The organism is Shinella sp. WSC3-e, assembly GCF_945994535.1.
Lineage (GTDB): Bacteria > Pseudomonadota > Alphaproteobacteria > Rhizobiales > Rhizobiaceae > Shinella > Shinella yambaruensis.
Genome location: NZ_OZ000532.1, coordinates 285,971 through 310,758 on the forward strand (window position 1 = coordinate 285,971; position 24,788 = coordinate 310,758).

General features: G+C 66.1%; 22 protein-coding genes and 4 riboswitches. Of the genes, 15 read left to right on the top strand and 7 right to left on the bottom strand.

Annotation, left to right across the window (positions count from 1 at the left end):
- Window positions 1–127: 127 nt before the first annotated feature.
- From AABF56_RS28035 to AABF56_RS28085, 11 genes are all read left to right on the top strand, one after another.
- On the top strand, window positions 128–778 hold the full coding sequence (locus AABF56_RS28035; RefSeq protein ID WP_244770213.1) for an SGNH/GDSL hydrolase family protein: 651 nt from the start codon (window positions 128–130) through the stop codon (window positions 776–778).
- A gap of 53 nt (window positions 779–831) precedes the next feature.
- Window positions 832–1,905, top strand: a complete 1,074-nt coding sequence (locus AABF56_RS28040) for an ROK family transcriptional regulator (RefSeq protein ID WP_336314405.1) — start codon at window positions 832–834, stop codon at window positions 1,903–1,905.
- A gap of 102 nt (window positions 1,906–2,007) precedes the next feature.
- The gene (gene parS / locus AABF56_RS28045) at window positions 2,008–2,490 is read left to right on the top strand and encodes a type II RES/Xre toxin-antitoxin system antitoxin (protein ID WP_244770211.1); all 483 of its coding nucleotides are present in this window, start codon (window positions 2,008–2,010) and stop codon (window positions 2,488–2,490) included.
- A complete protein-coding gene (locus AABF56_RS28050) occupies window positions 2,487–2,993 on the top strand; it encodes an RES family NAD+ phosphorylase (protein WP_272808344.1) in 507 nt (168 codons plus the stop codon). Before parS ends, AABF56_RS28050 begins: the two co-directional genes overlap by 4 nt.
- Before the next feature lie 391 nt (window positions 2,994–3,384).
- Window positions 3,385–3,589, top strand: a riboswitch (cobalamin riboswitch).
- Between the two features lie 159 nt (window positions 3,590–3,748).
- Window positions 3,749–5,668: a TonB-dependent receptor plug domain-containing protein gene (locus tag AABF56_RS28055; RefSeq protein ID WP_272808345.1), complete on the top strand. Its 1,920-nt coding sequence runs from the start codon at window positions 3,749–3,751 to the stop codon at window positions 5,666–5,668.
- Window positions 5,668–6,516, top strand: coding sequence for an ABC transporter substrate-binding protein (locus AABF56_RS28060; protein ID WP_272808346.1), 849 nt, complete (start codon window positions 5,668–5,670; stop codon window positions 6,514–6,516). The genes AABF56_RS28055 and AABF56_RS28060 overlap by 1 nt, the downstream gene beginning before the upstream one ends.
- Window positions 6,513–7,514 (top strand): FecCD family ABC transporter permease, encoded by a 1,002-nt coding sequence (locus AABF56_RS28065; RefSeq protein WP_272808347.1) that lies wholly within the window; start codon window positions 6,513–6,515, stop codon window positions 7,512–7,514. Before AABF56_RS28060 ends, AABF56_RS28065 begins: the two co-directional genes overlap by 4 nt.
- Entirely contained in the window at window positions 7,511–8,308 is a 798-nt protein-coding gene (locus AABF56_RS28070; protein ID WP_272808348.1) for an ABC transporter ATP-binding protein, read from the top strand. Before AABF56_RS28065 ends, AABF56_RS28070 begins: the two co-directional genes overlap by 4 nt.
- A complete protein-coding gene (locus AABF56_RS28075; protein WP_272808349.1) occupies window positions 8,301–9,335 on the top strand; it encodes a DUF6925 family protein in 1,035 nt (344 codons plus the stop codon). Before AABF56_RS28070 ends, AABF56_RS28075 begins: the two co-directional genes overlap by 8 nt.
- Complete coding sequence (locus tag AABF56_RS28080; RefSeq protein ID WP_272808350.1) at window positions 9,319–10,041, top strand: adenosylcobinamide amidohydrolase; 723 nt, start codon at window positions 9,319–9,321, stop codon at window positions 10,039–10,041. The genes AABF56_RS28075 and AABF56_RS28080 overlap by 17 nt, the downstream gene beginning before the upstream one ends.
- 98 nt (window positions 10,042–10,139) lie before the next feature.
- Complete coding sequence (locus AABF56_RS28085; protein WP_272808351.1) at window positions 10,140–10,775, top strand: histidine phosphatase family protein; 636 nt, start codon at window positions 10,140–10,142, stop codon at window positions 10,773–10,775.
- A gap of 30 nt (window positions 10,776–10,805) precedes the next feature.
- Here the strand turns inward: AABF56_RS28085 and nrdF are convergent, their stop codons facing one another.
- From nrdF to AABF56_RS28120, 7 genes are all read right to left on the bottom strand, one after another.
- Window positions 10,806–11,795 carry a class 1b ribonucleoside-diphosphate reductase subunit beta gene (nrdF, locus tag AABF56_RS28090; protein ID WP_272808352.1) on the bottom strand — a complete coding sequence of 330 codons (990 nt, stop codon included), beginning with the start codon at window positions 11,793–11,795 and terminating at the stop codon, window positions 10,806–10,808.
- Window positions 11,796–11,974: 179 nt separating this feature from the next.
- Window positions 11,975–14,122 (bottom strand): class 1b ribonucleoside-diphosphate reductase subunit alpha, encoded by a 2,148-nt coding sequence (nrdE, locus tag AABF56_RS28095; protein WP_272808353.1) that lies wholly within the window; start codon window positions 14,120–14,122, stop codon window positions 11,975–11,977.
- Window positions 14,119–14,517, bottom strand: coding sequence for a class Ib ribonucleoside-diphosphate reductase assembly flavoprotein NrdI (gene nrdI / locus AABF56_RS28100; protein ID WP_272808354.1), 399 nt, complete (start codon window positions 14,515–14,517; stop codon window positions 14,119–14,121). The genes nrdE and nrdI overlap by 4 nt, the downstream gene beginning before the upstream one ends.
- A gap of 9 nt (window positions 14,518–14,526) precedes the next feature.
- A complete protein-coding gene (gene nrdH, locus AABF56_RS28105; protein WP_244770199.1) occupies window positions 14,527–14,748 on the bottom strand; it encodes a glutaredoxin-like protein NrdH in 222 nt (73 codons plus the stop codon).
- A 252-nt stretch (window positions 14,749–15,000) separates the two neighbouring features.
- Window positions 15,001–15,214: riboswitch (cobalamin riboswitch) on the bottom strand.
- Between the two features lie 26 nt (window positions 15,215–15,240).
- The gene (locus AABF56_RS28110; RefSeq protein WP_336314404.1) at window positions 15,241–16,032 is read right to left on the bottom strand and encodes an acyl-CoA thioesterase; all 792 of its coding nucleotides are present in this window, start codon (window positions 16,030–16,032) and stop codon (window positions 15,241–15,243) included.
- Between the two features lie 23 nt (window positions 16,033–16,055).
- On the bottom strand, window positions 16,056–18,407 hold the full coding sequence (gene metE, locus AABF56_RS28115) for a 5-methyltetrahydropteroyltriglutamate--homocysteine S-methyltransferase (protein WP_272808355.1): 2,352 nt from the start codon (window positions 18,405–18,407) through the stop codon (window positions 16,056–16,058).
- 101 nt (window positions 18,408–18,508) lie between these two features.
- Window positions 18,509–18,723: riboswitch (cobalamin riboswitch) on the bottom strand.
- A gap of 73 nt (window positions 18,724–18,796) precedes the next feature.
- Complete coding sequence (locus AABF56_RS28120) at window positions 18,797–20,026, bottom strand: aromatic ring-hydroxylating oxygenase subunit alpha (protein WP_272808356.1); 1,230 nt, start codon at window positions 20,024–20,026, stop codon at window positions 18,797–18,799.
- Window positions 20,027–20,457: 431 nt separating this feature from the next.
- Window positions 20,458–20,649, top strand: a riboswitch (cobalamin riboswitch).
- Window positions 20,650–20,742: 93 nt separating this feature from the next.
- On the opposite strand from AABF56_RS28120, the gene AABF56_RS28125 reads away from it, so the two are divergent.
- Genes AABF56_RS28125 through AABF56_RS28140 form a run of 4 tightly spaced genes read left to right on the top strand, consistent with a single transcriptional unit; the run spans window position 20,743 to window position 24,732 of the window.
- The gene (locus AABF56_RS28125) at window positions 20,743–21,540 is read left to right on the top strand and encodes a (2Fe-2S) ferredoxin domain-containing protein (protein ID WP_272808357.1); all 798 of its coding nucleotides are present in this window, start codon (window positions 20,743–20,745) and stop codon (window positions 21,538–21,540) included.
- 10 nt (window positions 21,541–21,550) lie between these two features.
- Window positions 21,551–23,047, top strand: coding sequence for an ABC transporter substrate-binding protein (locus AABF56_RS28130; protein ID WP_272808358.1), 1,497 nt, complete (start codon window positions 21,551–21,553; stop codon window positions 23,045–23,047).
- 9 nt (window positions 23,048–23,056) lie between these two features.
- Complete coding sequence (locus tag AABF56_RS28135; RefSeq protein WP_272808359.1) at window positions 23,057–23,971, top strand: ABC transporter permease; 915 nt, start codon at window positions 23,057–23,059, stop codon at window positions 23,969–23,971.
- On the top strand, window positions 23,971–24,732 hold the full coding sequence (locus AABF56_RS28140; protein ID WP_244770193.1) for an ABC transporter permease: 762 nt from the start codon (window positions 23,971–23,973) through the stop codon (window positions 24,730–24,732). The genes AABF56_RS28135 and AABF56_RS28140 overlap by 1 nt, the downstream gene beginning before the upstream one ends.
- Window positions 24,733–24,788 lie beyond the last annotated feature (56 nt).

A 24,788-nucleotide genomic window follows, 5' to 3' on the forward strand; every position in this document is an offset into this window, starting at 1 on the left:
ACCACTGGCGCTTTCGGCTGTCAATAGTTATTCAGACTGAATGAATAATCTGCCGTCCTTGCAAATCGCCCCTGCGGATGCGAAGTCTCAACCGCAATTGCGGGCATACGGCCCGGTGGAGGAGACAGTGACGCGGACCGTTCTATGCTTCGGGGATTCCAACACCCACGGCCAGATTCCCGGCCGCGGGCCGCTTGAGCGCTATCGCCGGGAACAGCGCTGGGCCGGCGTTCTCGAAGGCCAGCTCGGCCCCGGCTGGCAGGTCATCGAGGAGGGCCTCAGCGGCCGCACGACGGTGCATGACGACCCGATCGAGGGCGCCTTGAAGAATGGCCGGACCTATCTGCGCCCCTGCCTGCAGAGCCACGCGCCGCTCGACCTCATCATCATCATGCTCGGCACCAACGACCTGAAACGGCGCTTCAACATGCCGCCATCCGAGGTCGCCATGGGTATCGGCTGCCTGGTGCACGACATCCGCGAGCTGTCCCCCGGCCCTGCCGGCCACGATCCGGAGATCATGATCGTCGCCCCGCCGCCGATGCTGGACGATCTGAGGGAATGGGAATCGATCTTCTCCGGCGCGCAGGAGAAATCCCGCAGGCTTGCGCTGGAATTCGAGATCATGGCGGATTCGCTGGAGGCCCATTTCTTCGATGCCGGCACGGTCTGCCGGTGCTCGCCGGCTGATGGATTTCATATCGACGAACAGGCGCACCGCCAGCTCGGCGAGGCGCTTGCCCAAGAAGTGCTGGCGATCGGGTGGCCGGATGCCTAGGCGTTTCCACAGCACCGTCATCGCCCTTGCCGGGGAGCGCGCCCATGCCTGACATGCGTTTCGCGCCGCCCAACCCGCTCCGCATCGCGGACCGCGCCAGCGGCCTCAACTCGCTGAGCGTGCGCAGCCACAACGAGCGTCTGGTGCTCTCGCTGCTGCTGCAGAACGAAGCGACGACCCGCCTCGAGATCGGCGAGAAGACCGGCCTTTCGGCGCAGACGATCTCCGTGATCGTGCGCTCGCTCGAACAGGAGGGCCTTGTCGTGCGCGGCGCGGCGCAGAAGGGTCGCGTCGGCCCGCCGACGACGCCTCTCATGCTGAATTCCGAGGGCGCCTATTCCGTCGGCGTCAGCGTCGGCTACCGCAACACCCACATCGTCGTCGTCGATTTCATCGGCAATGTGCAGCATCACCGCGTGATGCCGCACAGGGCGGCCGATACGTTCGACGCGCCGGAAGCCCTGGCGCTCGAAATCCACCAGGCCATCGCCGGCCTTTCGGAAAGCCGGCAGGCGCGCATCGCCGGCGTCGGCCTGGCGCTGCCCACCCCGCCGATCCGCTCCGGCCCGGACCATGACGTGCTGCACCGCCATCTGGAGGCCGAGCTCGGCCTGCCGGTTTTCGTGCAGAACGACATCACGGCGGCGGCAGGCGGCGAAAGCCTGTTCGGCACGGCGCGGCAGTTGCAGGATTTCCTGTTCTTCTATCTCGGCGCCCGCCTGCACGGCCGCCTCGTGCTCAACCACCAGATCTACAACGGCAATTCGCCGCTGAGCTACGATGTCGGCGTGCTCGCGCTGGAACGCGCCCTGCCGTCCGGCAGCACGCTGGCGGAAAAGCTCTGGGGAGAGGTCCCGTCATGGCCGCCCATGGGGCCGGCCCTTGCGGCCTGGCAGCAGGCCTGCGCGGAAAGCCTCATCCAGCTAACGCAATCCCTCCTGCAATTCATCGAGCTTAAGACCGTCGTGCTCTCGTCCTTCGTCCCCACCGAGATCTGCGAGGCGTTATGCAACCTCATCCGGCAGGAAATCCCCTCGGTGAGCGCCGTCGTGGGAAGGACATCCGCAGCCCCGAAAGCCGTCGGCGCCGCAAGCCTGCCCTTCAGTTCGCGCTTCATGGTGCACTAGGCCGGATCCATATTCCGCAGACGGCCCGGATGCGATCCAGGCCTTGAAATTGCATGCGACAGATGACATATTCCAAGCGACAGATGACGCGGGAGAATAACCATGGCCGTCGCAGCAAAAGCATCGCAGGCAGCAACCGGTGGCGAACTGCAGAAAATCGAAGCCCTGCTCGGCGGTTCGCGCATCCTGTCGCGCCGCCTGACCAATGCGCTTGACGCGCATGAACTGCTTCTGCACGGCCTGCCCGCATCGGCGCTGGATCACCTTGTCGGCAATCTCGTCTTCATCGGCAAGAACGAATCGCTCGAAAAGGCCGTGGGCATGAGCCTGCGCACCTGGCAGCGGCGGAAGGACACGCCCTCCAAGCCGCTCAGCCTGGAACAGAGCGGCCGGACCTGGAAATTCGCCGAGATTCTCGCAAAGGCGACGGATATTTTCGGATCGCAGGCGGAAGCCGAGCAATGGCTGGAGCGGCCGGCCATCGGGCTCGACCAGCGCCGCCCCATCGACCTTCTCGGCACGCCTGCCGGCGTGGAGCTGGTCGAGGATCATCTCGACCGCCTGGAATACGGCGTCTACGCATGACCGTTCTGCCCATCGCGCTCGGCGGGAGCGAGCTGGTCGCGTGGCGGCTCGACCAGGCTGTCCATGCGCCGAGCTGGGATAGCGGCGAAGGCGCCTACCGCGTGGGCGGACGCTGGAACAGCAAGGGCACGCGCGCGGTCTACTGCTCGCTCGATCCTGCGACCGCAATCCTCGAAGTCGCGGTCCACAAGGGATTTCATGCGCTCGACACGGTGGCCCATCGCATGACGGCCGCCGTCATTGCCGATATCGGCGATGTCCACGTCGTCGATCCGCAAACGGTGCCCAATCCCAACTGGCTGCGCCCGGGCATTCCCGGCGCGGGCCAGCAGGCCTTCGGCGACGACCTGCTGCGACGGCACCGTTTCGTCGCGATCCCCAGCGCGGTCTCGCCGCACAGCTGGAACCTGATCTTTCTCGCAGGCGCCGCGCCGGGCACCTATGCCCTGAAATTCCAGGAAAGCTTCGCCCTGGACACGCGGCTGCATCCATCGACGGCCTGATGCGCCTGCACGACCTTCCCGTGCCCGCAGAGTGCGCACCGGCCAGCCGACCACTCCAAAACCGGCGGCGGGACGACTGACCCAACCGGCCTATGCCGTCTGGGTCAGGAAGGCCGCTATGGCATCGATCTCGTGCTGGCGCACCTCGTGGCCTCCGTCACCAGGGTTCACAAGGGCGGGGAGCGCACCCACCACGGCACGCCTCGGCCCCAACCCGGCGCGGTAAGCATCGGACCCATAAGGCTCGCTCCCTGCGGAGCCGGCCGTATCCCTTCCCCGGTGGCATGATCCTGACGGCGTTGGTGCTGGCGCCGTTGCCCGGCCAATTTCTGCCGCCCATGACTGTGGGTATGGCCTTATGCCCCTTGACCGGGCTTCGCAACCGCCAATAAGCTTTGTTCGCGACACAGGTTCCGTCAGCCCGACGGATGAAAAGGGAACACGGTGAGGATTACCCATCAGGGGCCGAGACCGTGGCTGCCCCCGCAACTGTAACCGCCGAGCTTGCCTCACGATGCCACTGTGCGTTCTGCACGGGAAGGCGAGGATAGCGACGACGCGGAAGTCAGGAGACCTGCCTGTGCCGGTCACCCATGCCAGGATACGGGGTGTGTCCGGGCGCGGCCGTCCGTAGCGGTGACATTGTCGACGATGTCGCCGCGCCGGTGGACGGTTCGGGAAAGTGCCCGCTTTTCCATGATCCTCTCTTGCCCGCGGTGGAAAACCGTGCAGGCGCGTCCTGCCTTGGGGGAAAGATGAAAAAGCACCTGGCGGGGGCCTCCCTGCTCGTTATCGCGCTGTGTCCACCGGTTTACGCCCAGGAAAGGGCCGCGGCCGATGCGCCGACCGATCTCGACGAGATCGTCATCACCGACGGCCTGACCTCGGTGGACCTCAAGAAATCCGGCCGCGCCGTCACCGTCATCACGGGGGAGCAGATCGAGAAGAACCAGGTGCGCTATGTCGCCGATGCGCTTCGGCTCGTGCCGGGCTTCGCCGTGTCGCGCACCGGGTCTTTCGGCGGCCTTACGCAGGTGCGCGTGCGCGGGGCGGAAGGCAACCACGTGCTCGTGATGATCGACGGCGTCGAGGCCAACAACAACGACCAGGGCGAATTCGATTTCGGCAGCCTGATCGCCGACGATATCGAGCGCATCGAGATCCTGCGCGGCGCGCAGAGCACCTTCTGGGGCGCCAACGCCATGTCGGGCGTCATCAACATCATCACGAAACGCGGAGAGCGCGGCACCGCCACGTCGAGCGCGCGCACCGAGGTCGGCAGCGACGGCACCGTCATGGGCGCGCTTTCCACCCGGGGCGGCGGGGAAAACTACGATTATTCGCTCTCCGGCATGCTGCGCCGCACCGGCGGCTTCAACATTTCCGACATCGGCGGGGAAAAGGACGGCGACCGCAACGGCACGCTGAACGGCCGTTTCTCCGTCGACCTCTCGCCCGAGACGACAATCGATGGCACGCTGCGCTACGTGAACCGCCGCAGCGACCTCGACCAGCAGGACAACGACACGGCCATGGCCTATGACGTGGGCGACTATACGAAGAACCGCGAGCTTCTCGGCTCCATCGGCTTCAGCAACAGCGCGCTCGACGGCGCGTTGACGCAGAAGGCCCGGTTCTCCGCCTATGACCTTCACCGCTTCGATCATTCCGAAGCGTTCGGCGACAGCTGGAACGACGGCAACCGCTACAACGCCACCTACCAGGCCTCCTACCGCCATGACGCGCTGGAAAACCAGGTGCACCAGCTGACCGCCGGCTACGAATGGCAGCGCGAGACCTTCTCGCCGTCCCATCTCACGCAAACCTTCAGCCGCAACACCCATTCGCTGATCGGCGAATACCGGGGGGAATTCTTCGAGCAGTTCTATCTCAACGGCGGCATCCGGCAGGACTGGAACGGTGCATTCGCCGATGCCGCCACCTGGACGGTGAGCGCGGCCTGGCAGGTGCCGCAGGCCGATACGCGCCTGCATGCCTCCCTCGGCACCGCCGTCACCAACCCCACCTTCTACGAGCAGTTCGGCTATTTTCCCGGCACGTTCAAGGGCAACCCCAACCTGAAGCCGGAGGAAAGCCTCGGCTGGGACATTGGTGTCGAGAAGAGCCTCTTCGACGGCGGCCTCGTCGTCGACGTGACCTACTTCCGCCAGAATCTCGAAAACGAGATCGCCACGGTCTTCAATCCGGACTTCACGTCGACGCCGGTCAACCGTGACGGCGAAAGCCGCCGGCAGGGCGTCGAGGTCTCCGCGACGGTCGACTTCTTCAACGGCCTCACGCTGACCGGCGCCTATACCTATACGCATGCGACCGAGCAGGCGGAGGCCGGCGGGCCGCGTCTTGAGGAGGTGCGCCGGCCGCGCCACATGGGCTCGCTGAACGCCGCCTATGTCTTCCACGACGAGCGGGCGCGCGTCTTTGCCGAGGCGGTGTTCAACGGAAGGATGAAGGACGTGGTTTTCGCCACCCTCGTTCCGCCGCGCGTGACGCTCGGCGGCTACACGGTGGTCAATGTCGGCGGCAGCTTCAAGGTCAACGACACGGTGGAGGTCTTCGGCCGCATCGACAACCTGTTCGACCGCGACTACCAGGAAGTCTACGGCTTCAACACGCCGGGCCTGACGGCCTTCGCCGGCCTGAAGGCGACCTTCTGATGGGCAGCCGGCGCTGGCTTGCGGTGACCCTTGCCGGCCTCGCCTGGCCGGCCGCGGCCACAGGTGCCGACAACGTTCCGCAGCGTGTCGTGTCGATGAATGTCTGCACCGACCAGCTGGCCATGCTCGTCGCACGGCCCGGCCAGCTCCATTCGGTCTCCTATCTGGCGCGCGACGCCGGCACCTCGGCCATGGCGGAGGAGGCCGGCGCCTATGCCGTCAACCATGGGCTGGCGGAGGAGATCTTCCTGATGAAGCCTGACCTCGTGCTCGCCGGCACCTACACGACGCGCACGACCATCTCGCTGCTGCGCCGGCTCGGCTTCCGCGTCGAGGAATTCCAGCCGGAAGCCTCCTTCGACGAGGTCCGCGCGAACCTCGCCCGCATGGGCGACCTGCTCGGCAATCCCGTGCGGGCGAAGACGCTGATCGCCGGCATGGATGCGCAGATCGCGGCGCTCGAAGCCGCAGGGACGCCGCGGCTGCGCACCGCCCTCACCTTCGCCAACAGCTACACCGCCGGCTCCGGCACGCTCGTTTCCGAAGTGGTGAAGCGCGCGGGCCTCGACAACATCGCCGAGATGCTGGGCATGACGGGAACCGCCCGCCTGCCGCTGGAACTGCTCGTCCTTGCCGATCCCGAGCTGATGGCGGGCGGCCGGTCAGAGGTCGAAGGGCCGGCCCTTGCCGAACAGAACTTCGCCCATCCGGCCTATCGCGCCCTTGCGGCGGCCACCGCCGAGGCACCCCTCGAAAACCGGCTGACCGTCTGCGGCGGGCCGTTCACCCTTGAGGCCGCCCGCGCCCTGCAGGCCGCCGCACGCCGGGCCAGGGGAGCCGCACCGTGACCATCCGCTCCCATTTCCGGACCACCCTCGTCTTCCTTGCGGCGATAACCCTCGCGCTCTTTCTCCTCTCGCTCACCATCGGCCCGGCCGACGTCGCCTTTTCCGACAGTCTTCGCGCCCTGTTCGGCGGCGGCGAGGAACTGCTCGTCCTGGTGATGCAGGAGATCCGCCTGCCCCGCGCGCTGCTCGGCCTCATCGTCGGGGCGACGCTCGGCCTTTCGGGGGCGGCGCTGCAGGGATATCTGCGCAATCCGCTGGCCGAGCCGGGGCTGATCGGCATCAGCGCCTCGGCCTCGCTCGGCGCCGTCATCGCCATCTATACCGGCCTTTCGGCGCTTTTCATGCTCGCCCTGCCGCTCATGGCGCTGGCCGGCGCGATGCTGGCCGTCCTCGTCCTCAAGGCGATGGCAGGCGTGGACGGGCGGCCGCTCACGGTCATCCTCACCGGCATCGCGATCTCCAGCCTTGCCGGCGCGATGACCTCGCTGGTGCTCAACCTCTCGCCCAATCCCTTCGCGGCGACGGAGATCATGTACTGGATGCTCGGTTCGCTCACCGACCGCTCCATGCCACATGTCTGGCTGGTGCTGCCCTTCACGGCGGCCGGCTGGCTGCTGCTGTTCCGTCTCGGCCGGGCGCTCGACGCGCTGGCCCTCGGCACCGATGCAGCCGCGAGCATGGGCGTCGACCTTGCGCGGGTGCAATGGCTTGCCGTTGCCGGCACCGCGCTCTCGGTCGGGGCCGCCACCGCCGTCACGGGCGCCATCGGCTTCGTCGGCCTCGTCGTGCCGCATGTGCTGCGGCCCCTTGTCGGCGCACAGCCCTCGCGGCTGCTGCCGGCCAGCGCGCTCGGCGGTGCGGCGCTCCTGCTCTGCACCGACACGCTGGTGCGCGTCATCGCCCCGGATCGCGACATCAAGCTCGGCGTGCTGACGGCCATCGTCGGCGCCCCCTTCTTCTTCTGGCTCGTCTGGTCGCACAGGAGGGCGGGGCTGTGAGCATCCTCACCATCGAGAACCTGTCGGCGACGCTCGCCGGCAAGCGCGTCGTGGACGGCGTCTCGCTCACCGTCGGCAAGGGCAGCTTCACCGGCCTCATCGGTCCGAACGGCGCCGGCAAGTCGACCTTCCTGCGCGCCTGCCTCGGTCTCGTGCCGGCCAGCGGCACGGTCCGCCTCGACGGCGTCGACCTCGCCGGCCTTCGTGCCGCGGAGCGCGCACGCCACCTCGCCTATCTGCCGCAGGAACGCGAGACCGCCTGGGCGATGAGCGTAGAGGCCGTGGTGGCGCTCGGGCGCCTGCCGCACCATGCGCGCTTCGCCGCCCCTTCGGAACGGGATCGGGCGGCGATAGAGGCCGCGATCACCCGCATGGACCTTTCCGCCTTCCGCCACCGCGCCGTCACCAGCCTTTCCGGCGGCGAACGGGCACGCGTGCTCATCGCGCGGGCGCTTGCGCAGGAAACGCCGGTGCTGCTGGCGGACGAGCCGCTGGCCGGGCTCGACCCGCAGCACCAGATCGCGCTCATGCGGCTCTTCCGGGAGTTGGCGGTGGAGGGCCGGATCGTCATCGCCTCCATGCACGACCTGACGCTCGCCGCGCGCTGGTGCGACCGGCTGCTCCTCCTGCATCGCGGCCGCGCCCATGCGGAAGGCCGGCCGGAGGCGGTGCTGACCGCAAGGACCCTTGAAGACGTCTATACGGTCGAGGCGTTCATCGGCGCCGCCGCCGGCGGCCTGATCGTGCAGCCGGTCGACCTGTCGCAGAAGAAGGATGAAGACGACCATGGCTGATCTCCGGGATATCCTGCAAACCCACCTCGTCGACGAGAAGGCGGGCTGGAGCATGGGCTCCTTCGGCGCCATCGCGGAATTCCACCAGGACAAGGGCGAATATCTCGAAGCCGATGCGCCGGCCCTCTTCGTGCGGGCGACCCGGCGCGGCGCGATCCGCCTCAATGCCGTGACGGTGGACCGGATCGAGCCCGTCGCCTACGAGACGCTGAGCCCGAAGCCGCACCGCTGGAGCCACGCCGTCGCCCTGTGCCTGCCCCACCGGGAGGCCGCCGGGAACCGGCGCGATACCCTTACGGAACTCGGGCCGGACGAGGATGCGGTGCGCCCCGCCGACCGCAGGGCGATCCTCTTCGACATGGGCCTCGGCCTGCCGCAATGCGATTTCTGCATCCGTACCGCGGATCCGGACCTCCTCGCCCTCCTCCGGGAAAATGCCGGGCGCAGCCTGTTCGATCCTGCAAATCCGGCCGGCGGCGCCATCCTGAAGGCCCATCCCCACCGGGTCGCGCTGACGCGCATCGGCCGCGTCGAGGTCTTCCAGAAGATCGGCGGGCCGGATACCGGCGGTGTCTCGCCGCCCGGGCCCCATACCCACCTCCTGCCGCAGCTCCTGAAAGCGAACCGCACCCATTCGGCCAACACGCCGATCCCCGGCCATCTGGTGCCGCTCGGCTATCTCCACCCGGCCAACCCGGTCATGGACGGCATGGGAGCGGATACGGACTTCGACATCGACGCCCACGCCCGCTTCCAGGGTCTCTACGACCAGTTCGCCCGCCCCGACCTGCCGCTTCTGCGCAAGGCCGTGCTGGAGGCGCTGGGCCGGAAGGTCGAACCGGATGATTTCATCGCCCCCTCTGACCGCTTCGGCCGCGCGGCGCTGCGCCTGACGCTGCGCCAGCAGCACCGCCTCGCCGAAAAATTCTCCGGCAGCACCTATTGCGAGCTGGTGGCGCGCTGGCGCGCGGTCTTCGACAAGGCCTCCGACACCGCAGCGGCGGACGACGATGCGCCCGGCCATTGAACGGGAAGGATCCGCAGGCCGCATACACGCCTTCTCGATCCGCTGGGCGGCGCCTTTCCTCGTCGCGGAATTCACCGAGCCGCAGAACATGCTGAGCTGGTCGCTCACCCGGCCGGGCTTCGTCATTGCACGCTCCGTCGCCTGGCTCGAGGTCCGCGACGGGGACCTGCCGGCGCATGTCGATCCCGTCGCGCTCTTGCGCAGGCGCATGGAGGCCGCCGGCCATGGCGAGGCGGTGCATCTCATGACGTCGCGCAGCCTCGTGCACCACCATCTCGCCAGCGCCGAGGCCGGCGCCGTCACCTCCTCCTGCCTCGCCACCGTCGGCCTTTCCAATGCCGGCCGGGTGGGCGAACCGTTCGACGGAAGCGCGCCGGCCGGCACGATCAACCTCCTCGCCCATGCCGGAACGCCGTTGTCCGATGCGGCGCGCATCGAGGCACTGTCGATCGCCGCCGAAGCCCGTACGGCCGCCGTCATCGATCTCGGGCTCATCCGCGATGGCCACGTCGTGACCGGCACGGGAACGGACTGCATCGTCGTCGCCTCGCCCTGCGGAAACCCCGAAGCCCCCTTTGCCGGGCTTCACACCGACGTCGGCCTTTCGCTGGGGCGCGCCGTCTACGACGCGGTCAGGGCAGGCGGGCTGCACTGGCTCGCGGAGCGGCGGAGCCCACGCCCGCAAAATGCGGCGACGGGGATTTGACCGCTGCGGGATTCCACTGGCGTGCCGGGATGATATGGATATCCATCGGCGGCGCGCCAGCGCGGCGTCCCTTGTCCCTTGACCAGCGTGGAGCATGGATGGACGTGAAGACGGAAGCAGAAGAGCCGAAGCCGGCCGCAGGCAGGGCCACGCGCCTTGTGATCCTGTGCCGCGGCGCGACCGTGGCCAATCAGCAATCGCGATTTTCCTCCGGTGATCCGCTGCTGCCCAGGGAGCAGGCGCGACTGGGCGAACTGGCCCGGGGCCTCCGCCGGTTCGAGACCGTGCTGCACGCACCCGAGCGTCCTGCCATCGAAACCGCTGCCGCCTTCTCCCCCGTCGCGGCATCGTGCCCGGCGCTCCGGGATGCCGACTACGGACGATGGAACGGCCGGACGGTTGCGGATGTGGCGGAACGGTCGCCGGAGGACCTGCAGCGCTGGATGTCCGACCCGTCCTCTACCCCGCATGGCGGCGAGCCGTTCGAGACGGTGCAGGCCCGGGCGGCGACCTGGCTGGAGAGCCGGCATGCGAAAGGCGGCAACACGCTGGCCGTCACCCATGCCATCGTCCTGAAGCTGCTGTTCCTGCATGTGACCGGTGCGCCGCTGGCCTCGATCTGGCGTATCGACGTCGAGCCGCTCGGCATGCTGGCGCTTTCCAGCGACGGCAGGCGCTGGGCACTGCGAAGCTTCGGCACGGGGCTGCCGGGCGGACCGCCGGAAAACGGCTGACCCGCCGCGCGGAATCTCGGGCTCCCGGCCTCAGAAGTCCCAATCCTCGTCCTCGGTCGCCACCGCCTTGCCGATGACATAGGACGAGCCGGAGCCGGAGAAGAAGTCGTGGTTCTCGTCGGCATTCGGCGAGAGGGCGGAAAGGATGGCCGGGTTGACCTTGCAGGCTTCCGGCGGGAAGAGCGCTTCGTAGCCGAGATTCATCAGGGCCTTGTTGGCATTGTAGTGCAGGAACTTCTTGACGTCCTCGGTCAGGCCGACGCCATCATAGAGCTCCTCGGTATATCTCGCCTCGTTGTCATAGAGATCAAGCAGCAGGTCGAAGGAAAAGTCCTTGATCTCCTGCCGCTTCTCCGCGCTCAACCGCTCTGTCCCGCGCTGGAACTTGTAGCCGATATAGTAGCCGTGCACCGCCTCGTCGCGAATGATGAGGCGGATCATATCGGCGGTGTTGGTGAGCTTGGCGCGGCTCGACCAGTACATCGGCAGATAGAAGCCGGAATAGAACAGGAAGCTTTCGAGGAAGACGCTGGCGACCTTCTTCCTCAGGGGATCGCCGGAGACATACTGCTCCATGATCAGTGCTGATTTCTTCTGCAGGAACTCATTCTCCTCAGACCAGCGATAGGCGTCGTCCACGTCGGGCGTCAGGCACAACGTCGAGAAGATCGAGGAGTAGGAGCGCGCGTGCACGGCCTCCATGAAGGAGATGTTGGAGAGCACCGCCTCCTCGTGCGGCGTGACGGCATCCTCCATCAGCCTCACTGCGCCGACACCGTTCTGGATCGTGTCCAGCAGGGTCAGGCCGGTGAAGACGCGGATGGTGAGCTTCTGCTCCTCCGGCTTCAGCGTCGCCCAGGAGGGGATGTCGTTGGAGAGCGGCACCTTCTCCGGCAGCCAGAAATTGCCGGTGAGCCGGTTCCAGACTTCCAGGTCCTTGTCGTCCTCGATGCGGTTCCAGTTGATGGCGCGCACGGCGGTGGCCGCCTTCGGGGTCTTGGTCTTCACTTGGATGTTCATGGCGTTCCTCGAATTCGAAATCTTCTTGCTCTGCCCCTCATCCGGCTGCCGCCACCTTCTCCCCGCGGACGGGGAGAAGGGATATGCCGCACCGTTTTCCACAAACATCCCCGCTTCGGCGGGGCAGGTCCCCTCTCCCCGCTTGCGGGGAGAGGGTTAGGGTGAGGGGCAGCCCGGGTTTAAAGCGCGCACGACACGCAGCCCTGCACTTCCGTGCCGGACAGCGCCATCTGGCGAAGGCGGATATAGTAGATGGTCTTGATGCCCTTCTTCCAGGCGTAGATCTGCGCCCGGTTGATGTCGCGCGTCGTCGCCGTGTCGCGGAAGAACAGCGTCAGTGACAGGCCCTGGTCGACATGCTGCGTCGCCGCCGCGTAGGTATCGATGATCTTCTCCGGACCTATCTCGTAAGCGTCCTGATAATAGTCCAGGTTGTCGTTCGTCATGAAGGCGGCCGGATAGTAGACGCGGCCGATCTTGCCCTCCTTGCGGATCTCGATCTTCGAGACGATCGGGTGGATCGAGGAGGTCGAGTGATTGATGTAGGAGATCGAGCCCGTCGGCGGCACGGCCTGGAGGTTCTGGTTGTAGAGCCCGCCTTCCATGACGGCCTTCTTCAGCTCCAGCCAGTCCTCCTGCGTCGGGATATGGATGCCGGCTTCCGCGAACAGGCCCTGCACCTTCTCCGTCGCCGGCAGCCATTCGGCCTCGGTATATTTGTCGAAGTACTCGCCCGAGGCGTATTTCGAGTTCTCGAAGCCCTTGAAGCTGACACCCTTCTCCACCACCAGCCGGTTGGAGGCGCGGATGGCGTGGTAGGTCACCGTGTAGAAATAGATATTGGTGAAGTCGACGCCTTCTTCCGAACCGTAGAAGATGCGCTCGCGGGCGAGATAGCCGTGCAGGTTCATCTGCCCGAGGCCGATCGCGTGGCTGTCGTCATTGCCCTTTTCCACCGACGGAACCGAGGAGATATGGCTCATCTCGGAGACCGCCGTCAGCGCGCGGATCGCCGTCTCGATCGTCTGGCCGAAATCCGGCGAATCCATCGCAGCGGCGATGTTGAGCGAGCCGAGATTGCAGGAAATGTCCTTGCCCATCTTCGAATAGGAGAGGTCGTCGTTGAATTCGCTCGCCTCGCTCACCTGCAGGATTTCCGAGCAGAGATTGCTCATGGTGATGCGGCCGGCGATCGGGTTGGCCCGGTTCACCGTGTCCTCGAACATGATGTAGGGGTAGCCCGATTCGAACTGGATCTCGGCGATGATCTGGAAGAAGTCGCGCGCCTTGATCTTCTTCTTGCGGATGCGCCCGTCCTCGACCATCTCGCGATACTTTTCCGTCACCGAGATTTCGGTGAAGGGCACGCCGTAGACGCGCTCCACGTCATGCGGCGAGAAGAGGTACATGTCGTCGTTGCTGCGGGCGAGCTCGAAGGTGATGTCGGGAATGACGACGCCGAGCGACAGCGTCTTGATGCGGATCTTCTCGTCGGCATTCTCGCGCTTGGTGTCGAGGAAGCGCATGATGTCGGGATGATGGGCATGCAAGTAGACCGCCCCCGCGCCCTGCCGCGCTCCGAGCTGGTTGGCGTAGGAGAACGAGTCTTCCAGCAGTTTCATCACCGGGATGACGCCCGAGGACTGGTTCTCGATCTGCTTGATCGGCGCGCCCATCTCGCGGAGGTTGGTAAGCGAGAGTGCGACGCCCCCGCCGCGCTTGGACAGCTGCAGGGCGGAATTGATGGAGCGGCCGATGCTCTCCATGTTGTCCTCGACACGCAGCAGGAAGCAGGAGACGAGCTCGCCGCGCTGCTTCTTGCCGGCATTGAGGAAGGTCGGCGTCGCCGGCTGGAAGCGGCCGGAAATGATCTCGTCGACGAGGCCGCGGGCAAGCTGCTCGTTGCCGCGCGCCAGGGTCAGCGCCACCATGCAGACGCGATCCTCGTAGCGCTCCAGGTAGCGCTTCCCGTCGAAGGTCTTCAGCGTATAGGACGTATAATACTTGAAGGCGCCCAAAAAGGTCGGAAAGCGGAATTTCCTGTCATAGGCATGATCGAACAGATCGCGCACGAAGTTGAAGGAATACTGGTCCAGCACCTCCTGCTCGTAATACCCCTCCGTCACCAGGTAATCGAGCTTTTCCCGGAGATTGTGGAAGAACACCGTGTTCTGGTTGACGTGCTGGAGGAAATACTGCTTTGCCGCCAGCCGGTCCTTGTCGAGCTGGATCTTCCCCGTCTCGTCGTAGAGGTTCAGCATCGCGTTCAGCGCGTGGTAGTCCAGCGCCGTGATCTCCGGTGCCTTCGGTGCTTTTTCGAGCGTCATCGTGTCCAAAATCGTTCCAGTCCCTGTCTGACGTTGTCGACATCCTCGTCCGTCCCGAGCAATTCGAAACGATAGAGGAACGGCACGGCGCATTTTGCGGAGATGATGTTGCCCGCGACGGCATAGCCGGTGCCGAAATTGGTATTGCCGGCCGCGATCACGCCGCGGATCAGGCTGCGGTTGCGGGGATTGTTGAGGAAGCGGATGACCGGTTTCGGCACCGCCCCCTTCTCCCCGCCCCCGCCATAGGTCGGCGAGACCAGCACGAAAGGCTTTCCCGCCTCCGGCGGTTCCCCGGCCGCGTCGACCGGGAGCCGCAGCGCCGCGACCCCGAGCTTCCCGACGAAGCGGTGGGTGTTTTCCGACCGGCTGGAGAAATAGACGAGCCGGGTCATCGCGCGGGGTCAGGCGAGCGCGCTGATCATGTCCGGGCGGAAGCCGGCCCAGTGCTGCTCGCCGGCAACGACGACGGGCACCTGGCGATAGCCGAGACCCTGCACGAGCGCGAACGCATCGGCATCCTCGGAGATATCGACGACGCTGTAGTCGATGCCCTGGCGGTCGAGCGCACGGGTGGTCGCGGTGCACTGGACGCAGGCGGGTTTCGAATAGACGGTGATGGACATGGCTTTCCTCGTGATTTGGCAATCGGGCATCAGGAATCGTTCGGACATCCGCCGATGACCGTTCTTCAGGCTGGGAGATGACAGGGGCGGCCGCCCGCGAACGGCCGGACGCGGGGCGCCGCTTACTCGCGCGGAGGAACTGGAAACAAAATCGACATGACTTCACCCCGAGACATTTCTGCGGGGCATCAGGGGAGACGGCGGGGCGGCATCACTCGCGCCCCAACGCTCGCCGACCGGACACCCCGCCCGTGGACGTTCATGCGCGAGGCAGGTCTCCTGGCTTGCGGGTCGCGGCATCCGTTCGCCTTCCCAGGACATACATCCCAGTGGCTTTGTCGAACGAATGCTCACCGCTTACAGTTGCGGGGGCAGCTCCGGATTGACGCGGCATCATGCCGCCCCGGATTCCCGTCTTAGCCTTCGATCCTCTCGAATCGAAGGAACCTCGAACACAAGATATAGTAGACGAGGTAAAAAATGCGTCAACGGCTATGATGGCTTATCAACGGTTTCGTGACGGCCGACGGGAACGGGACGGTCCTGCCGATCGACCGCGACCATGACGAAACGGCCGTTCGCGGTGCATGTGCGGGTCCCGCTCGTCAGGTCTTCCGACCAGAGCTCGACCGCGACGGTCATCGACGTACGCCCGACGCGGGCCACGGTGGCCACCGTATCCACGATCAACCCCACGGCGACCGGCGCACGGAAATCGACCCGTTCGGAGGCGGCAAGCACCGTGATGCACCGGCCGTGGCGCGTGGCGGCGACGAAGGCGGCCTTGGTCATGGCGGCGAGTGCCTCGCCGCCGAACATGCGGCCGGAACTGTTCGCCTGGTCGGCGAAAACGATATCGCTCGTGCATGCCCCGTGGCTGGGCGGCTCCCGCATGTCCGCCAGCGACGGAAGGCACCAGCCCGGCGTCTTGCCTTCCGGAACGGCCACCATGCTGAAGCTGCCGCGCGTGCACAGCCGCCGTTCGCCGCTGACGAGGCCTTCGGCGACCATCTCCACCTCCACCGTCATCGATGTGCGGCCGACACGCGAGACGCGCGCCACAAGCTCGACCAGCTCCCCGACGCGCGCGGGGGCCTGGAAATCGACGCGATCGACGGATGCCGTCACGAAGGGCACGCGCCCGTGGCGGGTCGCGGCGATGAAGGCGATGCGGTCCATCAGCGCCAGCCCGGCGCCGCCGAACAGCGTGCCGTGATGGTTGGTATCCCCCGGGAAGACAAGATCGACGAGACGGCTGGGCGATGCCGGGATTGCTCCCGGCATCGCAGTGTCTTCAAGCGCACGCTTCATTGCGCCGCCACCGCCGAGCCGTCTTCGCCCCGCAGGCGGCGCGCGGCCTCCACCATGTTGACGAGCGCCGGCCTGACCTCCTCCCACTTGCGCGTCTTGAGCCCGCAGTCGGGATTGATCCAGAGCTGGCGGTCCTCGAGACGCCGCCGGGCGAGCGACAGGAGATCGGTCATCTCCTCCACGTCGGGCACGCGCGGCGAGTGGATGTCGTAGACGCCCGGGCCGATTTCGTTCGGATACTGGAAGTTCCTGAAGGCATCGAGCAGCTCCATCTTCGAACGCGAGGTCTCGATGGAGATGACGTCGGCATCCATGGCGGCGATCGCCGCGATGATGTCGTTGAACTCCGAATAGCACATGTGGGTGTGGATCTGGGTTTCGTCGGAGACCCCGGAGGAGCAAAGGCGGAAGGATTCGACTGCCCAATCCAGATAGTGCTGCCAGTCCTTGTGGCGAAGCGGCAGGCCTTCCCGGAGAGCCGCCTCGTCGATCTGGATCATCTTCGCACCAGCCTTCTCCAAATCCACGACCTCATCGCGGATGGCGAGCGCGATCTGGCGGCACGTCGCGCTCCGGAGGATATCATCCCGCACGAACGACCAGTTGAGGATGGTCACCGGTCCGGTCAGCATGCCCTTCACCGGCTTGGCGGTGAGCGACTGGGAATATTGCCACCAGCGCACGGTCATCGGGTTCGGCCGCGAGACGTCGCCGAAGATGATCGGTGGGCGCACGTAACGCGAACCGTAGCTCTGCACCCAGGCATGCTGCGTGAAGGCGAAGCCCGAAAGCTGCTCGCCGAAATACTGCACCATGTCGTTGCGCTCGAACTCGCCGTGAACAAGCACGTCGAGCCCGATCTCCTCCTGCCAGCGGATGGCCGCCGCCGTTTCCTGCTGGAGGAAGGCTTCGTAGTCCTTGTAGCTGAGCGTGCCCCTGGCATGGGCGGAACGGGCCTTGCGAACGTCACCGGTCTGCGGGAACGAGCCGATCGTCGTGGTCGGGAAGAGCGGCAGCTTGATCGTTTCCGCCTGGACCTGCCGGCGCGCCTCAAAGGCGTGCTTGCGGGCCTTCATGCCGGCGTCGATGCCGGCAATGCGCCCCTGCACGAGCGGGTCGGTCACTTTCGGCGAGGATGCACGGGCGGCGATAGCCTGCGAGGCGCTGTCGATGGCGTGCCGGACGGCATCCCTGCCCTGCGCAAGCCCCTTGCCGAGCGTTGAGAGCTCGCCGAGCTTCTGCGTGGCGAAGGACAGCCAGGACTTCAGATCGGGATCGAGTGCCGTTTCCAGTTCAAGGTCGATCGGGACATGGAGGAGCGAGCACGAGGCCGCGACCTCCACCAATTCGCCACCACGCCCTTCCACGAGCGGGGCCAGCCGGTCGAGAATGGCGGCGAGGTTCGCCCGCCAGATGTTGCGCCCGTCAACGACGCCGAGCGACAGGACCTGCCCGGGGCGAACGGCGCTTGCGACCGCGTCGAGCTGTTCGGGCGCGCGGGCAAGATCGATGTGCAGGCCGGCCACCGGCAGCACGGCCGCTGCATCGAGATTGTCCGCAAGCGCGCCGAAATAGGTCGTCAGCATGACCTTCAGGCCGGGCGCGGCCTTGGCCAGCGCCTCATAGGCCAGCTTGAAGGCATGGCGCTCGCCCTCCGTCAGATCGAGCGCCAGGATCGGCTCGTCAACCTGCACCCAGTCGGCGCCCGCAGCGCCCAGGCGGCGGAAGAGTTCTTCGTAGACCGGGAGCAGCCGCGTCAGGAGGTCGAGCGGCTTGAAGGTCGAGGGCCGCGCCTTGGCGAGCTTGAGGAACGTGACCGGGCCGAGCACCACCGGGCGCGTGTGGATGCCGAGGGCCTTGGCTTCCAGGAAGTGAGCGACGGGCTTCTGCGTGGTCAGCCTGAAGACCTGGTCTTCCGCGACTTCCGGAACCATGTAGTGGTAGTTGGTGTCGAACCACTTCGTCATTTCCAGCGCCGGAACCCCGTGGCCGTGACGGGCGTGGCCGCAATCCGCATGGCCGTCGCCCTGGCTGCCGCGCGCCATGGCGAAATAGAGGGACAGCGGCACCTCCCCGCCATCCCACCCATAAACATGCGGAATGGCGCCGACCATGACGGCCGTGTCCAGAACGTGATCGTAGAAGGAGAAATCGTTGGAGGGGATCCGCGTGATCCCGTGTTCCTGCTGAAGCTTCCAGTGTTCGGCACGCAGCGTCTTCGCCGTTTCGATAAGTTCGGTGTCCGGGATCCTGCCGGACCAGAAGGCTTCGAGCGCAAACTTCAGCTCGCGGTGGCGGCCGATGCGCGGAAAGCCCAGAGAAGCGGTCGCAAGAGATTGATGTGACATTGTCATACCCCATTGGTTTCTGGGGGCATGGGTAAAGCGGACGCGTGCAGGCCCGCCGTCTTGACGGGCAGGTGCAGCAACCACCGGGACACCCCGCCCGTGGACGTTATTTCGTCTTGGCAGGTCTCCTGGCTCACGGGTCATCGCCGCTGTCCGTCTTCCCAAGGCTCTCGCCTCAGTGACATTGCTGGACAGCGGCTCGCCGCTCACAGTTGCGGGGGCAGCCCCGGCATTGCCGAACGATCGGCGCACCGGATTCCCTCTTAGCCCTGAAGCGGACATACCGCCCCAGGGAACCACGACGCGACGACTTCACGCCATCACGGACAGATTGTCAATATACATAAAGAAATCTTTATATCTTTATTTATCTGGTTGCTCCGAAATTCTCAGGGGCGGCCGATCTCGTCGAGATACCAGTCGATGTAGCGCAGCTCGTTATGTTCCATCGGCGCGATGGGGCCGGGCACGAAATAGTGCGATTGCACCCCGCGCGCCGTATGCTCGATGATCGCCTTGTCCTCCGCCGTCGTGACCTTCCAGAGCCAGGTCAGCTTCGCGAGGTCGTAGTCCCTGCCTTCCTCCGCCTTGCCGTCGACGAGCCAGATCAGTTCCATCTCGCAGCTTTCCGCCGTCTTCGGAATGAAGCGGTAGATCATGCCATGGTCCGGATAGCAGACGAGGAAGGTCGTGCCGCCGAGATGGATGGAGGTGACGCCGCCGTCGAAACCGGTGAAGCGCCCCATCAGCGGCGCGACCGCCCTGCCGTCCTCGCTGCCGCTCTCCACACCCTCATAGAGCGCGTAGCGGAAGGCGTGGATCGCCTCGCGGCCTTCGCGCGAGGTCTGCCAGTGATTGCCCGAGCCGACCTCGATGCCGAGGGCGCAGGTGCGCTGCTCCATCGCGGCATTCATCGCCTCGATCATGTGCAGCGGCTGCTCCAGCGCATGGGTCTGCGAATATTCGGGGTGCGCGGGACCGCAATGATAGCATTCGACGTAGTTTTCGACGGCGAGCTTCCAGTTGGCGGCAACCGGGTAGCTTTCGCGGTGGGCAACCTTGGCGCTTCCCCAGCCATACTGGCCACAGGTCGCATGCAGGAGGTGCTCGACCTCGGAAAACGCCAGCGGCACCTCGGCGAAGGAGATGAAGATCAGGCCTTCCACGACGCGGACATGCAGCGTCTTCAGCCCATGGTCCTCCCGCCTGAAATCCTTCGGCATCAGGCGCGCGGCGCGCAGGCTGCCATCATTGCCATAGGTCCAGGCGTGATAGGGACAGACGAAGACCCGCGCATTGCCCTTCGGCTTCGTGCAGACCTCCGCGCCGCGATGGCGGCAGACATTGAGCATGGCATGGATCGAGCCACCCGGCGCGCGGGTGACGATGACCTGCTCGGTATCGATGCGGAAGACCTCGAAGTCGTTCACGTCGGGGATGACGCTCTCGTGGGCGATGCAGTGCCAGTGGCGCCGGAAGATGCGCTCCATGTCGCGCCGGTAGATTTCCGGATCATGGTAGAATGGGCGGGCGAGACCATGGCCCGGCCGGTGCCCGGCAACAAGCCGGTCGATGAAATCAGCAGTTTTGTCGATTAAGGCTTCCGCGGTCGTTACCATGCTCGTTTCCCATAAATACCGGCTTTTGATCAGTATTCAGGGATGGAAGAACTAAAACAAGATCAATGGCTTGCTCCTATTAATCGATAAAATCGATCACGACGTCAGGCGCCGGAGACGGTTTCATGTCGCGATTGGAGATTCCGCGATCTTGCCGCACACGGTGCACCTCCCTCGCGCATCCTCCGGCGGAAATGCCAAATCCGGCAATCGGATCATCGGGATGCGATAGATCGGCCGAAGAATAGATCGCCCGTTCCGGGCTGGCAGACGGGCCGACGGAGCCGGGCCGGGCTTCCTGAATGCGTCATCGTGGTGGGTGGGTGACCGGCATCCGCGATCCGCCATGGCCGGGGCGTGCTCGAAGATCATCGGCGCCTTTCGGGAATCGGGCCGAGGCCGGCAGGCCGGTTGACAGCACCGACCGAGGCTGTAGGTTCACCGCGTCATGGTTCTCCTGCCGTCGGCAGGAGCTAAGAGGGAATCCGGTGGAAGACCGGAGCTGTCCCGCAACTGTAAGCGGTGAGCCTTTCGCCCACGATGTCACTGGCAGAGATGCCGGGAAGACGGGCCGAAGGCCTCGACCCGCAAGCCAGGAGACCTGCCTGACATCGTGTGATTCCGTGGTCGGGGTGTGCCGCAGGAATGACGGCTGTCACCGCAGGCGCTGTGAGAGAAACCCGTCATTTCGATGCCGCCTCGCAAATGAGGCAGCGTTGACGACCAAGAGCACCAGTCCTTCTTCGAGCCCCCCGGCGCCGGACGCCGTGCTGCTCCTTGCCAAGTCCGCCTTCGCCGCCGCACCGCACCAGGACATGCGGCGCCTCGCCACGCTCGCCGAGGGCCTCGCCGGCGCCCGGATCGTACGCTTCGCCTTCACCGAACAGGGCACGCCCTCGCTGCGCGAGGCCCTGCTCGATCTCGTCGAAGAAAATGCCGGCAGGATCCTTCTCGTCCCGCTGATGCTGCCGATGGAGCCGAGCTTTCACAACTGGCTGACGAAAACGCTGAAGCGCTGGCGGGCGGCCGATCCGCGTCCCTGGCCGTCGCTGTCGATTGCCGCAAGCCCTGCCTCCAGCACCGTCATGGCGCGCCTCATCGAAGACCTTGCCGGGACGTCGCAGGACCTGGATCTGTCCGCCCCTGCCCGGCCGGCCGCCGAAGGCTCGCTCGTGCCGGCGCAGAAGCGCCGCGTGCTCGTCTGCCAGGGCGGCCCCTGCAACTCGGCCGGCGCGGACGCCATCTGGGGACACCTGCGCAACCAGCAGGAGCGGCAGAAGCTGCGCGTGACCGGCGATGGCGTCATGACCGCCAAGTCCACCTGCCTCGGCCCCTGCAACCTCTCGCCCGTCCTGCAGGTCTTCCCGGAGGGGACCTATTACGGCGGCGTCACGGAAGAGGCCGTCGACCGGATCATTGCCGAACACCTCGTCGGCGGCCGGATCGTCGAGGCCTACGCCTATCACCCGACCGGCCGCAAGCAGCGGCTGCGCCATCTTCCCGAACAGACCTGAAGGAGAGACCATGTCTTCCAAAATCCTTTCGCGCCTTGCTGCGGCCTGGCTCGCCGCGATCGCCATAGGCGGCACAGGCCCGGCATCCGCCGCCGAGCCGCTGCATGTCGGCGCCACCTACATCACGAGCGGGCTGGACCCGGCCAAGGGGTCGAACGGTTGGGCGCTGGTCAGCCACGGCGTCGGCGAAAACCTCTTCACCGTCGACAAGGACGGACGGCTGGTGCCGGCGCTCGCCGAAAAGGCCGAGCGCACGGGCGACCTCACCTGGACCGTCACGCTGAAGCCGGACCGGTCGTTTTCCGATGGCTCGCCGGTGACGGCTGCCGCGCTCGCCGCCGGCTTCGACCACACCTTCGCCACCAACAAGGCCGCGCTCGCGACAGGCGGCAGGCTGACCTTCGAGGCCGCCGACGACCTGACGTTGAAGATCACCACGGAAAAGCCGGTCGCCTTCCTCCAGGCGCTCTTCGCCGAATGGCCGCTGATCGCCTACACGCTCGCCGACGACGGCAGCGCCGTCTTCACCGGCCCTTACCGGATCGCCGACTTCAAGGCCGATACGGCGCTGGCGCTGGAGCCGAACGCGCATTTCTCCGGCGCGCAAACGCGTTCCCCGGTGGAATTCCGCCGGTTCGGCGATGCCCAGAGCATGACGCTGGCGCTGGAATCGGGCGAGCTCGACCTCGCCTTCGGCCTGCCGTCCGAGGTGGTGGGCCGCCTGAAGGCCAATCCGGACCTGACGATCAAGTCCTTCCCGGTCGGCTACCAGTATCTCGCCTTCCTCAACACGGCTCGGCCGGCCCTGGCCGACGTGAAGGTGCGCCAGGCGCTCGACCTTGCCTTCGACCGCAGGGAGCTGGCCGCCGCGATCAACGGCGGGGAACCGGCAACCGGCGCCTACGCCGCCTACTTCCCCTTCGCCGGCAAGGAGCCGCGGCCGACCGATATCACCAAGGCCGAAGCGCTTCTCGACGAGGCGGGCTGGACGAAGGATGCCGCCGGAATCCGCCAGAAGGACGGAGCGCCGCTGCGCCTGCTCGCCATCACCTATCCGCAACGCCCCGATCTCGTGACCATGCTGCCCGTGGTCAAGTCGCAGTTCGCCAAGATCGGCATCGCGCTCGACACGCAGGTGATCGAGAACATCCAGGAAGCGGCATCCACCGGCAATTTCGACATCGCGCTCTGGGCGCAGCACACGGCGCCGAACGGCGATCCCGCCTTCTTCCTCAATTCCATGCTGCGCACGGGCGCCGCGCTGAACTACGCAAAATACGCCTCCGCCGAATTCGACGCGATCCTCGACCGCTTCGCCTCCGAGGGCGACGCCGACCGGCGGGCGGCGATCGCGTTCGACGCCCAGGCGAAGCTCTTCGTCGACGCCCCGGCCTCGTTCCTCGTCTCGCCGGTCTGGTATGTCGGCCTGTCGAAGCGGCTGCAGAACTACGAGCCGTGGGGCTCGGACTACTACGTCCTGCGCGCCGATATCGGCGAGGCGAGATAAGGCGCCAGAATGGGCTTCGTCCGGGCCGGCGTCTTCTCGATGGTGGGGTTGGTGGCGCTTTCCTTCGCCTCCTTCACCCTCATCGCGCTGATGCCGGCCGATCCGGTCGAGATCGCCATCCGGGCCTGGAACCTGCCGGCGACGGAGGAGACCGTCGCCGCGCTTCGGGCGGATTGGGGCCTCGACCGGCCCCTGGTCCAGCGTTACCTGCATTGGCTTGCGGATTTCGTGACGGGCGACTGGGGCCGCTCCTTCCGCACCGGCGAGCCCGTGTTCGCCGAGTTCCGCGCGCGGCTGCCCGTCTCGCTTGTGCTCGGCCTTTCCGGCCTTCTTCTCGCCATCGCCCTTGCGGTTCCCCTCGGTTTCCTCGCCGCCGCGCGACCGGGCGGTTTTGCCGACCGCGGCAGCCGGGCGCTGTCGGTCTTCGTCCAGGCGGTTCCCGGATTCTGGCTCGGGCTCATCCTGCTCTGGGTGATCGGCGTGCAATTTCGCTGGATCCGCCCCTTCGCCAATGACGCCGCCGCCTTCGTGCTGCCGATCCTGCTGATCGCGCTGCATTCGGTCGCGGTCTTCTGCCGGGTCTACCGGCGCGACATGGCTGAAACGGCGCGGCGACCCTATTTCCGCACGGCGCTTGCCAAGGGCCTCTCGCACCGCCAGGCGCTCTGGCGCCATGCCCATCGCGGCGCCTTCTACGCTCTTCTATCCGCAGTGCGTTCGGAGGCCGGCTGGGTGATCGGCTCCACCGCGACGATGGAGATCCTCTTCAACCTGCCCGGTCTCAGCCAGTTTCTGGTGCAGAGCATCGCCGTGCGCGACCAGATGGTGCTGCAAGCCTATGTCATGGTCATCGCGCTCTGGCTGCTGGTCATGAACGCGCTCGTCCACCTCGCCCTCCGCCTTCTCGATCCCCGGCTCGCCTGATGGTCCGCACGTTCGCGCTTACGGCATTGGCCGTCTTTCTCCTCCTCGGCGGTCTCTGGCAGCCGCACGACCCGGACGCGGTGGACATCCTGGCGCGCCATTCCGGCATGACCGCCAGCCATCCGCTGGGCACAGACCATCTCGGCCGCGACCTCCTCTCCCGCATCCTGGCGGGCGGCTGGCGCACGGCCTGCGTCCTGCTTTCGGTCGGCTTCATCGGCTTTACCGCGGGTACGCTGCTCGGCACGGCCGCCGCCGTGCTCGGCGGCTGGCGGGAAAGCGTGCTGCTACGCTGCTGCGAATTCTTCATCACCGTGCCGACCCTGATCATCGCGCTCACCGCCGCCGCGATCTTCGGCCTCACGCCTTTGAGCGCTGGCCTGGCGCTCGGCCTTGCCGGCATCGGTCCCCACGCCCTGTTCGCCCACGCGCTGAGCCGGCGGGTGATCAGCCAGCCGTTCATTCTGGCGGCAAGGGCGCTCGGCGTGCCGCCGGGACGCATGATCGCCCGGCACCTCCTGCCCAACACCCTGCCGCTGATGTTCTCCCATGTCGGCAACCAGGCGGGCCTTGCCGTCGTCGCCTATGCCTCGCTCGCCTTCATCGGCCTCGGTGCCGATCCGTCCAAGCCCGACTGGGGCTCCATGCTCTTCGAATACCGCGTCTTCATCTTCGACCATCCTGCGCTGATGATCTGGCCGGGCATCGCGATCGCGGGCACCGTAGCCGTGCTGAACGCCGTGTTCGACGATCCTGACTAGATCCATACGATGACCGACGAAAAAGCCGGTTATCCACCAGCCATGTCGCAAAACGC

What these genes read in the sequence shown, in the direction of transcription:
- nrdF (WP_272808352.1), bottom strand. Translation starts at nt 11,795, where the DNA reads ATGAACATCCAAGTGAAGACCAAGACCCCGAAGGCGGCCACCGCCGTG.
- nrdE (WP_272808353.1), bottom strand. Translation starts at nt 14,122, where the DNA reads ATGACGCTCGAAAAAGCACCGAAGGCACCGGAGATCACGGCGCTGGAC.
- nrdH (WP_244770199.1), bottom strand. Translation starts at nt 14,748, where the DNA reads ATGTCCATCACCGTCTATTCGAAACCCGCCTGCGTCCAGTGCACCGCG.
- AABF56_RS28050 (WP_272808344.1), top strand. Translation starts at nt 2,487, where the DNA reads ATGACCGTTCTGCCCATCGCGCTCGGCGGGAGCGAGCTGGTCGCGTGG.
- AABF56_RS28110 (WP_336314404.1), bottom strand. Translation starts at nt 16,032, where the DNA reads ATGCCGGGAGCAATCCCGGCATCGCCCAGCCGTCTCGTCGATCTTGTC.
- AABF56_RS28140 (WP_244770193.1), top strand. Translation starts at nt 23,971, where the DNA reads ATGGTCCGCACGTTCGCGCTTACGGCATTGGCCGTCTTTCTCCTCCTC.
- AABF56_RS28040 (WP_336314405.1), top strand. Translation starts at nt 832, where the DNA reads ATGCGTTTCGCGCCGCCCAACCCGCTCCGCATCGCGGACCGCGCCAGC.
- AABF56_RS28055 (WP_272808345.1), top strand. Translation starts at nt 3,749, where the DNA reads ATGAAAAAGCACCTGGCGGGGGCCTCCCTGCTCGTTATCGCGCTGTGT.
- AABF56_RS28075 (WP_272808349.1), top strand. Translation starts at nt 8,301, where the DNA reads ATGGCTGATCTCCGGGATATCCTGCAAACCCACCTCGTCGACGAGAAG.
- AABF56_RS28085 (WP_272808351.1), top strand. Translation starts at nt 10,140, where the DNA reads ATGGACGTGAAGACGGAAGCAGAAGAGCCGAAGCCGGCCGCAGGCAGG.
- AABF56_RS28135 (WP_272808359.1), top strand. Translation starts at nt 23,057, where the DNA reads ATGGGCTTCGTCCGGGCCGGCGTCTTCTCGATGGTGGGGTTGGTGGCG.
- AABF56_RS28120 (WP_272808356.1), bottom strand. Translation starts at nt 20,026, where the DNA reads ATGGTAACGACCGCGGAAGCCTTAATCGACAAAACTGCTGATTTCATC.
- nrdI (WP_272808354.1), bottom strand. Translation starts at nt 14,517, where the DNA reads ATGACCCGGCTCGTCTATTTCTCCAGCCGGTCGGAAAACACCCACCGC.
- AABF56_RS28060 (WP_272808346.1), top strand. Translation starts at nt 5,668, where the DNA reads ATGGGCAGCCGGCGCTGGCTTGCGGTGACCCTTGCCGGCCTCGCCTGG.
- metE (WP_272808355.1), bottom strand. Translation starts at nt 18,407, where the DNA reads ATGTCACATCAATCTCTTGCGACCGCTTCTCTGGGCTTTCCGCGCATC.
- AABF56_RS28130 (WP_272808358.1), top strand. Translation starts at nt 21,551, where the DNA reads ATGTCTTCCAAAATCCTTTCGCGCCTTGCTGCGGCCTGGCTCGCCGCG.
- parS (WP_244770211.1), top strand. Translation starts at nt 2,008, where the DNA reads ATGGCCGTCGCAGCAAAAGCATCGCAGGCAGCAACCGGTGGCGAACTG.
- AABF56_RS28080 (WP_272808350.1), top strand. Translation starts at nt 9,319, where the DNA reads ATGCGCCCGGCCATTGAACGGGAAGGATCCGCAGGCCGCATACACGCC.